10 protein-coding genes and 1 pseudogene are annotated in these 13,029 nt (G+C 73.3%); 7 read left to right on the top strand and 4 right to left on the bottom strand.

Translation table 11 applies throughout. The annotated features are described in order from the left end of the window. Position 1 precedes the first annotated feature (1 nt). Positions 2 to 2,404, top strand: coding sequence for an aerobic carbon-monoxide dehydrogenase large subunit (gene cutA, locus PSD17_RS14635; protein ID WP_013675084.1), 2,403 nt, complete (start codon positions 2 to 4; stop codon positions 2,402 to 2,404). Between the two features lie 22 nt (positions 2,405 to 2,426). Next, complete coding sequence (locus tag PSD17_RS14640) at positions 2,427 to 3,257, top strand: SDR family oxidoreductase (RefSeq protein WP_013675085.1); 831 nt, start codon at positions 2,427 to 2,429, stop codon at positions 3,255 to 3,257. 39 nt (positions 3,258 to 3,296) lie between these two features. Here the strand turns inward: PSD17_RS14640 and PSD17_RS14645 are convergent, their stop codons facing one another. Continuing rightward, positions 3,297 to 4,781 (bottom strand): carboxyl transferase domain-containing protein, encoded by a 1,485-nt coding sequence (locus tag PSD17_RS14645; RefSeq protein WP_013675086.1) that lies wholly within the window; start codon positions 4,779 to 4,781, stop codon positions 3,297 to 3,299. A 237-nt stretch (positions 4,782 to 5,018) separates the two neighbouring features. Between PSD17_RS14645 and PSD17_RS14650 the strand changes: the two genes are divergently transcribed. The 5 genes from PSD17_RS14650 to PSD17_RS14670 all read left to right on the top strand — a co-directional run bounded on the left by PSD17_RS14650 (position 5,019) and on the right by PSD17_RS14670 (position 10,053). Then, positions 5,019 to 6,491: an amidase gene (locus PSD17_RS14650; RefSeq protein WP_339122958.1), complete on the top strand. Its 1,473-nt coding sequence runs from the start codon at positions 5,019 to 5,021 to the stop codon at positions 6,489 to 6,491. Continuing rightward, positions 6,488 to 7,279 carry a creatininase family protein gene (locus PSD17_RS14655; protein WP_013675088.1) on the top strand — a complete coding sequence of 264 codons (792 nt, stop codon included), beginning with the start codon at positions 6,488 to 6,490 and terminating at the stop codon, positions 7,277 to 7,279. The genes PSD17_RS14650 and PSD17_RS14655 overlap by 4 nt, the downstream gene beginning before the upstream one ends. Before the next feature lie 238 nt (positions 7,280 to 7,517). Next, positions 7,518 to 8,603 carry an aromatic ring-hydroxylating oxygenase subunit alpha gene (locus PSD17_RS14660; protein WP_013675089.1) on the top strand — a complete coding sequence of 362 codons (1,086 nt, stop codon included), beginning with the start codon at positions 7,518 to 7,520 and terminating at the stop codon, positions 8,601 to 8,603. A gap of 35 nt (positions 8,604 to 8,638) precedes the next feature. Then, positions 8,639 to 8,848: a ferredoxin gene (locus tag PSD17_RS14665; RefSeq protein ID WP_339122959.1), complete on the top strand. Its 210-nt coding sequence runs from the start codon at positions 8,639 to 8,641 to the stop codon at positions 8,846 to 8,848. Positions 8,849 to 8,859: 11 nt separating this feature from the next. Beyond that, a complete protein-coding gene (locus PSD17_RS14670; protein ID WP_013675091.1) occupies positions 8,860 to 10,053 on the top strand; it encodes an NAD(P)/FAD-dependent oxidoreductase in 1,194 nt (397 codons plus the stop codon). A gap of 4 nt (positions 10,054 to 10,057) precedes the next feature. On the opposite strand, the gene PSD17_RS14675 is transcribed toward PSD17_RS14670, so the two are convergent. From PSD17_RS14675 to PSD17_RS14685, 3 genes and pseudogenes are all read right to left on the bottom strand, one after another. After that, a complete protein-coding gene (locus PSD17_RS14675) occupies positions 10,058 to 11,506 on the bottom strand; it encodes a LuxR C-terminal-related transcriptional regulator (protein ID WP_339122960.1) in 1,449 nt (482 codons plus the stop codon). 14 nt (positions 11,507 to 11,520) lie between these two features. After that, a complete protein-coding gene (locus tag PSD17_RS14680; RefSeq protein ID WP_339122961.1) occupies positions 11,521 to 12,735 on the bottom strand; it encodes an AAA family ATPase in 1,215 nt (404 codons plus the stop codon). Between the two features lie 94 nt (positions 12,736 to 12,829). After that, a pseudogene (locus PSD17_RS14685) lies at positions 12,830 to 13,029 on the bottom strand (aldo/keto reductase); the annotation flags it as partial.

Consider the following 13,029-nt stretch of genomic DNA (forward strand, 5'->3'; position numbering starts at 1 on the left):
GATGTCCACCCGCCAGTTCGGTGCCCGCGTCCAGCGCAACGAGGACGCGCGCCTGATCACCGGCCGCGGCCGTTTCGTCGACGACCTGCCGCTCGACGGCGTGCTGCACGGCGCCTTCGCGCGCAGTGCCGTGGCCCGCGGCCGCATCACCCACCTCGACACCACCGCCGCGCGGGCCCTGCCGGGGGTGCACCGCGTCTACACCCACGCCGACCTCGGCGAGCTCGACGTCACGATGCCGCTGCTGATCCCGCACCCGTGCATCGGCCATCCGCGCACCCAGTACCCGCTCGCCCACGAGGACGTCTACCACGTCGGGCAGGCGATCGCGTTCGTCGTCGCCGACGACCGCTACATCGCCGAGGACGCCGCGCGGCTGATCGAGATCGACTACGACATCCTGCCGGTCGAGGTCGACCCCGCGAAGGCCGCGCTCGACGGCGCACCGCTGGTCCACGAGGACGTCCCGAACAACATCGCGGCGCACCTCGTGCAGGTCAGCGGCGATCCCGACGCCGCGTTCGCGGCCGCCGACCACGTGACCCGCATCCAGGTGCGCGTCGACCGCAGCACCGCCGCGCCGATGGAGTGCCTCAGCACGGCGGCGCGCTGGGACGCGGTCTCCGGCGAGCTCACCGTGTGGGACGGCACCCAGGCTCCGATCGGCCTGCGCGGCGCCCTGTCGAGCCTGTTCGACCTCGACGAGGACAAGGTGCGTGTCGTCGCCCCCGACGTCGGCGGCGGCTTCGGGCCCAAGATCGTGTTCCCGTACAGCAACGAGATCCTCGTGCCGTTCGCGGCCAAGGACCTGCGCCGGCCGGTCAAGTGGGTCGAGGACCGCTCCGAGAACTTCGTGCACATGACCCACGAGCGGACCCAGATCCACGACATCGAGCTCGCCGCGACCAGCGACGGCGTCGTCCTGGGCCTGCGGGACACCTTCCTGCACGACACCGGGTCGTTCATCCCCTACGGGATCGCCGTCGCCCAGGTCGCGTCCACCCAGATCGCCGGCCCGTACCGCATCCCGGCGATCCACGTGACCTTCGACTGCGTCTACACCCCGACGGTCCCCGTGACGCCCTATCGCGGCTGCGGCCGCCCGCAGGCCAACTTCGCCATCGAACGCGCGATGGACCAGCTCGCGGCCGAGCTCGGAATCGACCGCTTCGAGATCCGGCGACGGAACTTCATCACGCCCGACGAGTTCCCCTACACCCGGCCGGACCTGGTCTTCGCCGACGGGCTGCCGGTCACGCTCGACAGCGGACGCTACGACGACGCGCTGGCCGCGCTGGAGAAGGCGCTCGACCTCGACGCGATCCGCGCCGAGCAGGAACAGGCCCGGGCCGAGGGCCGCATGCTCGGCCTCGGCCTGTCGTTCTACGTCGAGGGAACCGGGCTCGGCCCGTACGAGGGCGCGAAGATCCGGCTGCACCCGATCACCGGCAAGGCCTACGTCAACACCGGGCTCACCGCGCAGGGGCAGGGCCACGAGACGGCGTGGGCACAGATCGTCGCCGACCAGATCGGCGTGCGGCCCGAGGACGTGATCGTCGTCGAGGGCGACACCGGCGTCTTCGACTGGGGAGTGGCGACGTTCGCCAGCCGCGCGGCCGTCGTCAGCGGCAACGCAGTGCACATCGCCGCGGTGAGCGCGCGGGCCAGGATCGCGCAGGCCGCGGCCAACATGCTCGAGGCCGACCCCGACGACATCGAGCTGGCCGACGGGCGCGCCTTCGTGCGCGGCACGACCTCTCGCGGCGTCACGCTCGCCGAGGTCGCGACGATGAGCAACCCGCTGCGCTACGCGTTCAACAAGGCCGCGCAGACGGCCACCCAGTTCGCGCCGACCGCACGCAGCACCGGCAAGCCGCTGCCCGACGGGGAGCGTCCCGGCATCGAGGTCTCCGAGTACTACTCCCCGCCGCACGCGACCTGGGCCTACGGGGTGCACGCCGCGCTCGTCGAGGTCGACCCCGTCACCTGCGACATCGACGTCAAGCGGTACGTGTGCGTGCACGACTGCGGCAACATGATCAACCCGATGATCGTCGAGGGCCAGGTCGCGGGCGGTGTCGCGCAGGGGATGGGCGGCGCGTTCTACGAGAAGCTGGAGTACGACGAGAACGGCGTGCTGCGCAACGCGAGTTTCATGGACTTCCTCGTGCCCTACGCGACGGAGGTCCCGCACATCGAGATGATCCACCTGGAGACGCCCTCACCGCTGAACCCGTTGGGCATCAAGGGCGTCGGCGAGGCCGGCACCATCCCCGTCGGGCAGGTCATCGCGTCGGCGGTCGAGGACGCGCTGAGCCCGCTCGGCACGCCGCCCGTGCGGCAGGTCCCGTTGAGTCCCAGCGCGATCCACGACCTGCTGCGCCAGGCGCGGGTGAACGTGTGACCCGGCGGCCGGTGGCCGGCGGATGATCCTGGTGACCGCGGCCGGCGGGATGACCGGCCTCGCCGTGACCGCCGCGCTGCGGCGCCGAGGCCTGCCGGTGCGGGCGCTGGTGCGGGGCCGGCGCGCCGCCGCGGAACTGGCCGTGCTCGGTGCCGAGGTCGTGGTCGGCTCGCTGCGTGACGACGACGCGACCGCGGCCGCGCTGCGTGGCTGCGGCGCCCTGTACCTGATCTGGCCGAACTTCGACGCCGACGAGCTCGCCGGTGCGACCCGGCTCGCGCAGCGGGCCTGCGAGGCCGGGGTGGGCAGGCTCGTCTACCACTCGGTGCTGCGCCCGCAGCTGGAACGGATGCCCCACCACTGGCAGAAGCTGCGGGTGGAGGAGTTCCTCGACACCCTCGACGTGGACCGTAGGGTCGTCCAGCCCTGCGCCTACCTCGACAACGTCGGCGGGCAGCTCGACGTCGTGCGGCGGACGGGCCGCTTCCCCAGCCCGTGGGGCGTCGGGGCCCGACTGTCCTACGTCGATCTGCGCGACGTCGCCGATGCGGCCGCCGTCCTGCTCACGAGGGACGGACTCGACGGTGGCACCTTCGAACTGTGCGGGCCGCAGGCCCTCGACGCCGACGACATCGCCGCGGCCCTGGCGCGCCGGCTCGGACATGTCGTCCGCGCCGTCGACGCCCCACCCGCCGCGGCGGCGGACCACGCGGGCCGGTGCCTCGCGCTCATGTCCGACCACTACCGCGAGTTCGGGTTCACCGGGCCGCCGTTCGTGCTGGAGGCGCTGCTCGGCCGGCCCGCCCGCACGCTCGACGACTACGTCGCGACCCTCGCCGACCGGGCCGGCTGACCGCCGGTCCCGGCCGGCGCCGAGGGCGTGTTCCCGGCGTCAGGCGGGAGGCAGGGCGACGAGCCGGTGGCCCCGGGCGGCACGCCCGGTGCTGCGCAGGGCGGCGTCGCCCGTGCGCAGGTGCCGCAACTCCTCGGCGATCACGTCGGCGACGCGGCGGGCGAAAGCCGCCGGCTCGTCGGCGGCGTCCGGGAGCTCGTCGAGCACGCGGTCGACGACGCCGGCGCGGACGAGATCGGTTGCCCGGACGTGCTGCGCCTCGGTGATCTCGGGTGCGCGGGCCGGGTCACCGAAGCGGATCGTGGCAGCGCCCTCGGGCGGCAGCGGCCCGAGCCAGGCGTGCCGGGCGGCGACGACGCGGTCGGCCGGCAGCAGCGCGATCGCGGCGCCGCCGGTGCCCTGGCCGAGCAGCACCGAGAGCGTGGGTGCGGGCAGTTGCTGCAGGTCGGCGAGGCAGCGGGCGATCTCCCCGGCGAGGCCACCCCACTCCGCGGCCGGGCTGAGCTCCGCGCCGGCGGTGTCGATCACGGTGACGAACGGAAGGCCGAGCTCGCCGGCGAGCCGCATCCCGCGGCGCGCGGTGCGCAGGTCGGCGGGTGTCGGCGGCCGGGAGACGGTGCGGTCGTGGCCGGCGAGCACACAGGCCGTGCCGCCGAACCGGACGAGCGCCAGGACCAGCGCCTCGCCGCGCTCGCCCGCCCCGGTCCCGCTGAGGGGGAGCGCGTCGTCGGCGTGGCGCAGGACGGCGTGCAGCCCCGGCCGGCCCGGGTGGCGGGTCCGGCGGACGGACTCCCACGCGGGGGGCTCGGGCACCGGGCCTCGGGGCGCGGGAGCGGGGGTGGCGGCGTCGGTGGCGGGCGGTTGTGGCGCGAGCAGCGCGAGTGCGCGCGCGGCGATCCCGCGCAGCAGCGACGTCGGCAGCACCGCGTCGACGAGGCCGTGGTCGTGGAGGGCCTCAGCGGTCTGGACGCCGGCAGGGAAGGGGCGTCCGTGCAGCGCCTCGTAGACCGTCGGCCCGAGGAAGCCGATGAGGGCGCCGGGTTCGGCGACGGTGACGTGGCCGAGCGACCCCCACGAGGCGAGCACGCCACCGGTGGTCGGGTGCCGCAGATGGACGAGGTAGGGCAGGCCCGCGGCCTTGTGCGCGGTCACCGCGGCGACGATCGGCGCCATCCGCACGAATGCGGGCGTCCCCTCCTGCATCCGGGTTCCGCCGGAGGCCGCGGAGGCGAGCAGCGGGAGCCGGGCGGCGGTGGCCCTCTCGACGGCGGCGACGATCCGGTTCGCCGCCGTCGCACCGATCGAGCCGCCGAGGAACCCGTACTCGCTGCAGACGACGGCGACCGCCCGCCCGGCGATCCGGCCCTGACCGGTGACGATCGACTCGTCGGTACCGGCGCGCCGGGCGGCGGCCGTGAGCGCGGCGCGGTAGGCGTCGTCGGCGACCGGCGGTGGCGGAGCGTCCCAGCCGACGAAGCTGCCGGCGTCGAGCACCGCGGCGATCAGGGACGCGGACCCGGGCATCACCCGGCCCTCCTCGGCGTCCGGGCGATCGTGGGGCGAACGACCGCTCGGCGGGACGTGCCGGGACGCGCTGTGGCCATCGCTGATCGTCTCCTCGGTCCGGCGGTGGGGGACCTCCGACGGCGTTGACGGTCGGCGGCGCCACCTGCTTGACTGTCCGCGAGAAGGATGACATATCCGCTCAGCGGACAGGAGAGGGCTTATGTCACACCCGCTTCGCAACTCAGGACCTCCACCGTGACGGCCGACGAGCTGTGCTTCCTGACCGCTCGGGAGATGGCCGACCTCGTCCGCACCGGGCAGGTGTCGGCGGTCGAGCTGGTCCGGGCGCACCTGGACCGGATCGACGCGGTGAACCCGGCCGTCAACGCGATCGTGACCCTCGTGCCGGAGCAGGCGCTGGCCGACGCCGCCCGGGCCGACGAAGCCCGCAGCGCCGGCCGCCCGCTCGGGCCGTTGCACGGGATACCGGTGGCGCACAAGGATACCCACCGCACGGGCGGTATCCGCACCACCTACGGCTCGCGCATCTTCGCCGACCACGTCCCCGACGACGACGAGCTCGTCGTCACCCGCATCCGGGCAGCGGGCGCGATCACGATCGGCAAGACCAACGTCCCCGAGTTCGCGGCCGGATCGCACACGTACAACGAGGTATTCGGACTCACGCGCAACCCCTACGCGCTCGACCGGTCGGCGGGCGGCAGCTCCGGCGGGGCGGCCGCGGCGCTGGCCTGCGGGATGCAGCCGCTGGCCGACGGGAACGACATGGGCGGTTCGCTGCGCAACCCGGCGTCGTTCTGCAACGTCGTGGGCCTGCGACCGACGGCCGGACGGGTGCCCCAGTACCCGTCGGTGCTGCCGTGGTCGAGCCTGACCGTTCCCGGCCCGATGGCCCGCTCGGTCGACGACCTCGCGCTGCTGCTGTCGGTGATCGCCGGGCCGGACCCGCGGTGCCCGATCAGCCTGGCCGACGACCCCCGAACGCTCGACGGCCCGCTCGAGGTCGACCTGCACGGGGTGCGGGTGGCGTGGGCGCCGGACCTCGGCGGCGCGGTGGCGCTCGATCCGGCCGTCGCGGACGTGCTCGCACGACAGGTGGGCGTCCTCGAAGGCCTCGGCTGTGTGGTCGTCGAGGACCACCCTGACCTGTCGGGCGCCGACGAGGTGTTCCGCACCCTGCGCGCGTGGCAGTTCCAGCTGGCCTACGGCGAGCTGCTCGACGCGCACCGGGACCTGGTCAAGCCGAGCCTGGCTGCCAACATCGAGGCCGGACGTGAGCTGCGTGCCGAGGACGTCGCCCGCGCCGAACGCATGCGCGGTGAGCTGTGGGAGCGGATGCACGCGTTCTTCGCCGGCTACGACGTCCTCGTCGCCGCGGTCAGCCCCGTGCCCCCGTTCGACGCCCGGCTCGAGTACCCCTGCCTCCCGGCGGCCGGCGACGGCGGCGCGGCGGGCGGGGCCGGCTACCTCGACTGGATGCGCCTCGCCTACTGGATCAGCGCGACGGGATGCCCGGCGTTGTCGGTACCGGCCGGTTTCTCCGGCGACGGGCTGCCCGTCGGCATGCAGATCGTCGGCCCGCCCGGCGCCGACCGGCGGGTCCTCGAGATCGGCCACATGTTCGAGACGTCCACCGGGCACGGCCGCCGGCGGCCGCCCGTCGTCGACGCGACGGCTGCGGCCGTCGCGGGAGGAGAGTCCCGATGAAGATCGCCCACATGAGCTGGCGGCAGGTCCAGGAGGCCATCGACCGCGAGGCGCTGGTCATCCTGCCCACCGGTGCCACCGAGGCGCACGGGGCGCACATGCCCAACGACGCCGACACCCACCAGGCCGAGCACGTCGCGACGCTGGTGGCGGAGCGGCTCGGTGCCGTCGTCGCCCCGCCGTTGCCGTACGGGATCTCGAAGACCTTCGAGTCGTTCACCGGCACGATCTCGCTGTCGGTGCCGCTCTACCAGGAGCTCGTCTACGAGGTCGGGACGGCGCTGATCAAACAGGGGTTCCGCAGGCTGCTGATCCTCAACGGGAACCGGCCCAACGGCACCGCGAACGACGCGGTGGCCCGGCGGCTGATCGACGACCTCGACACGACCTACGCCCCGACGGTGACCGCCGTCAGCTACTGGGAACCGGCGGCGGCCCGGATCCACGCGCTGCGCCGGTCGGAGGTCGGCGGCATGGGCCACGGCTGCGAGTTCGAGACGTCGTTCCAGCTCGCCGTCCGTCCCGAGCTCGTCGACATGGCCGCGATCGAAGGGGTGGCGACGCCGCTCGTCGGCTGGGATCTCGTCGCTCCGGTCACGCCGTCGCGGACGTACACGACGCGGCCGAGCCCCGCGACCAACGACACCTCGATCTTCGGCGACCCGCACGTGGCGTCCGCGGAGAGCGGCCGCGCGTTCCTCGACGCGGTCGTCGACGAGCTCGTCGCGATGATGACCGACATCCGGCCGTCCTACGCCGACCGACGGGTGCCCGCCGGTACGCCGTAGCGGGAGGTGTCCACGCATCGCGGGCCGCGGCCGACCAGCCGCCGCGGCCCGCGTCGGCATGTCCGGACCCGTTCGCGCGCAGACGGTTCTCGGGCGAAGGGTCACCCGTCACGGGTGAGGGGGACCGGCCCGGGGGATCACCCGCCACGTGTGTCGACTCGATCTTCGCGACGTCCGACACTGCGAAGGCAGCCGGACACGACGCCCCACCTCACCGCCGAGAAAGGGACCTCCCACCATGACGCTCACCGACCTCCCGGACGAGTCGGCGTTCACCTCGCGGGTCAACGAGTTCAACGCCGACGGCGAGGCGCGGATCTACCGCTCCCTGCGGCACTTCTGGCATCCCGTCGCCTACGCCGAGGATCTCGGGGACACCCCGATCCGGGCGACGCTCATGGGGCAGCAGCTGGTCGTCGTACGGTTGGACGGCGAGGTCTGCGTGTTCGACGACCTGTGCGCGCACCGCGGGTCGGCGCTGTCGATCGGCGCGGTGATCGGCGGCCGTGAGCTGCAGTGCCCGTACCACGGTTGGCAGTACGACAGCAGCGGCCGGTGCACCCTCGCGCCCCAGCGCCCCGACCTCGCGGGCCACCTGCGGGCGGGCGTGCACAAGTACCTGTCGGCAGAACGCTACGGGCTGATCTGGGCCTGCCTGGTCGACGAGCCGTACTACCCGTTGCCGGAGTACCCGCAGTTCGACGACCCAGGGTTGCACCACATCGCGTGCCGGCCGCTGACCGACTGGGAGTGCAGCGCGCCGCGCCGGGTCGAGAACTACACCGACTATTCCCACTTCGCGATCCTGCACGACGGCTACCTCGGCGACGCGACGCAGCCGGCGGTGCCGGGCCACGACGTCTGGCGCGACGAGAACCGTCTCGAGAACCTGCAGGACAAGAAGACGTTGGTGCGGGTACCGGTCGACTCGGCGGCGTGGGGCGGCAAGGACCTGCCCGAGGACCCCTACGTCTACTTCTCGATCGACTGGCGGGTCTTCATGCCGCTGACCTGCATGCTCAACATCGTCTTCTCCGACGGCAACAAGTACAACCTGCTGTTCCACCCGACGCCACTGGGGCCGCGCAGCATCCGCAACTTCACCATCGCCGGTCGCGACTTCGGCGACCCGGCCAAGGCCGACGAGGAGCTGGGCGGGTTCGTCCACTTCATCTACGAGCAGGACCGGCCCGTCGTCGAATCGCAACGCCCCGAGGAGCTCCCCGAGGACCTGTCGGAGGAGATGCACCTCAAGGGTGTCGACAAGTACTCCATCGAGTACCGCCGCTGGTTGTTCGAGCTCGCCGAGAAGCTCGGCAGCTGAGCCCGCACGGACCGAAGTACGGACGAGGAGGAGCCATGGCGGACGTGACGATCGACTGGGACCGGTGCATCCACTCGGGGATGTGCACCACGATCGCGGGGAACGTGTTCGGGATGGGACCCGATGCGCGGTTGGTGGTGCTGCACCCGACCGTCACCGGTGCCGACCTCGACAGCGTGCACGACGCCGCGGCGTGCTGTCCGGTCGACGCCATCGCCGTCGACGTCGTCGCCGCGGACGGCTGAGGGCGGACGGGATGCGGACGCGGCGGGTGGTCGTCGCCGGCGGGGGACTGGCGGCGGTACGGGTGACGGAGTTCCTCAGGCGGCGGGGCTTCGACGGGGCGGTCGTCGTGCTCGGTGACGAGCCGCATCTGCCCTACGACCGCCCGCCGCTGTCCAAGGACGTCCTGACCGGGAAGTCCCGGCCGCAGGACGTCACGTTCAAGGACGGGCAGGCCTTCGCCGACCTCGACGTCGAGCTGCGCACGGGCTGCGCGGTCCTCGGGCTCGATCCCGTGCGCGGCGTCGTCGAGACCGTGGCGGGTCGCGTCCCCTACGACGACCTGGTCGTCTGCACGGGCGCACGCCCGCGGCCGGTCCCGTGGCAGACCCCGCCGGAGGGCGTGCTCGTGTTGCGGACCGTCGACGACGCGGTGGCGATCCGCGCGGAGCTCGAACGGCGCCCGACCGTCGTCGTCGCGGGCGCCGGGTTCGTGGGTGCCGAGGTGGCCTCCAGCGCGCGGGCGCTGGGGCTCGACGTCACCGTCGTCGAGGTGCAGCCCACGCCGCTCGCGCGGGCCGTGGGGCCGCTGGTGGCCGCGGCGTTCGTGTCGATGCACCGCGCCAACGGCACCGACCTGAGGTGCGGGGTCGCCGTCGCCGAGGTCCTCGGCCGCGAGCGGGTCGAGGCGGTCCGGCTCACCGACGGCAGTGTGCTCCCGTGCGACCTGCTCGTCGCCGGGCTCGGTGTGGTGCCCAACGTCGAGTGGCTCGCGGGGTCGGGCCTGCGCGTCGACGACGGCGTGGTCTGCGACGGCCAGCTGTGCGCGGGCCCGTCGAACGTCCACGCCGCCGGCGACGTCGCGCGCTGGACCGACCCGCGGACCGGGCGGTCGGCGCGGGGTCAACAGTGGATGGTCGCGGTCGAGCAGGCCCGCCACGTCGCGAACCGGCTCACCGGCGGTGCGCCCGCCCCGTTCACCACCGGCCGGTACTTCTGGACGCACCAGTACGGCCACCACTTCCAGTTCGCCGGCGACGCGGGCGCCCGGGAGGTCCGCGTGCTGTGCGGTGCGCTGGAGGCCGACGAGTTCGTGGTCGGCTACGGCGACGGCGGCCGCCTGGTCGGGGTGCTGGCCAAGAACCGGTCGGCCGCGTTCGTCCGCGCCAAGACGGCGATGGACCGGGGTGTCGCGTGGGACGACGTCCACGCGACGGTCCTCGGCTGACCCGTCACATCCGGCCGGGGCCGGGCCGCACGATGCCCAGCTCGACACCTCGGGCCACCGCCTGCCGTCGGCTGCTCACACCGAGCTTGCGGTAGATGCTCTTCAGGTGGGTCTTCACGGTGTTGACCGACACGAACATCTCGGCGCCGATCTCGGCGGCGGTGAGCATCGCCGCGAGGTGGCCGAGGACCTCGACCTCCCGGTCGGAGAGCACCTCGGCGCCGGGGCCGGCCGCCCCGGTCACGGGCGCGTCGTCAGCCCCGAGCAGATCCGCCACGAACCGCCGGTGCGCCGGGCAGCCGCGGTGGGCCTCGAGCAGCGTCCGTGCCTCCCCGAACTGCAGGAACGGCTGCCGGTAGTGGCCGGGCAGCGCGAGGTCGAGGGCCTCCTCCAGGATGCGGTCGGCGTCGTCGGGACGGCGCAGCTCGGCGGTCAGGACCGCCGACAGCACGCGGGCCTGCAGGTGCTGGTCCAGGAACCCGCTCCCCGTGCCGCCGGGTGCCGACTCCACGACGACCAGTGCCGCGGCGGCGTCGCCGCGGGCCCACGCCAGCTCGGCCTCGGCGACGGCGAGGCTCACCGACGGTTGCCCGTCGCGGTGCGCGGCGAGGCGGCGGTCCGCCTCATCCAGCCGGCCCGTCGCGACCAGGAGCCGGACGACCTCGGCCTGGATGTAGGAGCGGAAGACGAAGCGGTCGATGACGTCGCCGAGGTCGCGCTCCGCGGTGGTCAGGAGCGCGAGCGCGGCGTCGTGGTTGCGGCGCAACGACTGCACCAGACCCTGCACCATGTGGATCACGGCGAGGAGGGCGGCGTCACCGCTCGGCGCGGCCAGCTCGGCCCGGTCGAGGTACAGGTCGGCCTCGTCGAGCCGGTTCCACAGGAAGTGCGCCCAGCCCAGGGCGTGCCACGTGACGGCCATCTGCGGCGTCGCGCCCCAGCCGCGCCGCTGTGCGAGCGCGACGGCCTCCTGCGCCGCGTCGACGGCCTCCACGGGCCGGTCCTGTGCCGTCAGTACCACGGCGAGCTGGCTCAGGAAACCCGTGACCAGGTAGTCGTGGCCGGTCGTCCGCGCGATCCGCAGGCCCTCGCGCAGGATCTCCTGCGCCGCGGCACGTCGGCCCGTGAAGTACTCGCATACGCCGAGACCGAGCAGGGCCATGGCCCGCAACGGGTCGTCGACCTCGAGGGCGGGCGACGACAGCACCGCCTCGCCCGCGTGCCGCGCCCCGTTGATGTCGCCGCCGAGCTGGGCCAGCCGGAGCCGCACTGTTGCCGCCACCGCCGCGGCCCGGGCCCGGTCGGCGCCGTCGAGACGGTGGATCAGTCGCTCCCCGGTCTCGACATCGGCCAGCGCGCGTCGGTGGCGCCCTGACTCCAGATGGAGGACCGCCCGCACGAGGACGAGCTCGGCGTCGGCGGACACGGTGTCGCGGGGGAGCAGGTCCAGCACTCGGTTGAGAGTTGTCAGCTCACCGTCGAGCACCAGGCGCAGCCATACCCGGCCGAGGGCAGCCGTGCCGTAGCGAGATCGCCGCCGTCGACGGCGTGCCGGACCGCAGCCACCGCGTCGCCGTGTTCGAGGTGCCAGCGTGCCGCGGTGCGGTGCTGGGCCCGCATGCGCTGCGGGTCCTCGCGTCGCAGCGTCGAGCGGAGAGTCTCGGCGAAGAGCTGGTGATAGCGGTACCAGGGACGACGTCCCTGGATCCCGATGAACGTGTTCGTCCTGGCCATCGTCTCGAGCAGCTGCTCGGAGTCGTTCCGGCCGGTCAGTGCGTCGGCCAGGTCGGCCGTCAGCGCGTCGGTCACGCACGTGTGGAGCAGGAACTCGCGTGTCGCAGGGTCCTGCCGGTCGAAGACCTCGGTGCCGAAGTACTCGGCGACGACCGACTCCTCCCCGGTCAGGTCCGTCAGCGCGGCCGTCGCGCCGACGGTCCCGGACATCGCCAGCTGCGCAAGCCGCACGCCCGCGGGCCAGCCCTCCGTTCGTTGCAGCAGCCTCGCGGTGTCCTCAGGCTCGACGGAGTGGCCGGCGCCGTCGAGGACCGTCGTGAGCTCGGTGTCCGTGAAACCGAGCGCGGCCGCGTTGATCTCCAGGACCTCGTCCAGGACGCGCATGCGTCCTAGCGGTATGCCGGGCAGGAACCGTTCCGACAGGACGAGCCGAAAGTTCGGGGGCGTGTGTCCGACCAGGTAGGTGAGCCCGGCCGGGATGCTCGGCTCGGTGATCTCGTGCACGTCGTCGATCACGAGGCAGACCTGCTCGGGGAGGGCGGCCAGTACGTCGATCATCTCGGCGACGAATCGCACGTCGTTCGATGTGGCCCGGGTCGGGCGTAGCGTCGGGAGTGCGTGGTCGGGAGGCAGCGCCAGCGCGTGCGTAACTGTCCTGATCACCTGCGACCAGAACCGGACCGGGTCGTCGTCCTCCTGGTCGACCGACAACCACGCGACGACACTGTCGTCGGCGCGCTCGGCCAGCCAGGTCGACAGCAGGGTGGTCTTGCCCCAACCGGCCGGCGCCACGACCGTCACCAGCGGGTAGCGGCTCCCGTCGTCGAGGAGGCGGAACAGTCGCGGTCGCGCCACCACGACGCCGCGCTGCGTCGGGACGACGATCTTGCGCGCGATCAACGCGTCGGTCGTCAGCGGATCGACCTGCCGGTGCGCCGCGTCGCGCATGGCTGCTCCTGGGAGGGGGTGCACGTGCCGCAGCGAGGTTCGAGGCCCGAACCTTATCCGATCGCCGGCGGATGTTCTGCGGATCCGGTACGTCCTAGGTCCAGGACCGCGCCGACCGGGTCGCCCAGTACTCCTCGGCCGGGACGGCCAGGGCCGCGAGCTCCTCGAGGATCGACGTGTCGACGGCGCGCAGGTCGACGTTGGCCGCCGCGGCGTTGCTGCGCAGCTGCTGCGGGTCGACGGCGCCGGAGAGCACGCGCCACGCCCACGGGCGGGCCAGCGCCACGGCGATCG

The sequence above is a fragment of the Pseudonocardia sp. D17 genome (assembly GCF_036984265.1).
GTDB classification, from domain to species: Bacteria; Actinomycetota; Actinomycetes; order Mycobacteriales; family Pseudonocardiaceae; genus Pseudonocardia; species Pseudonocardia benzenivorans.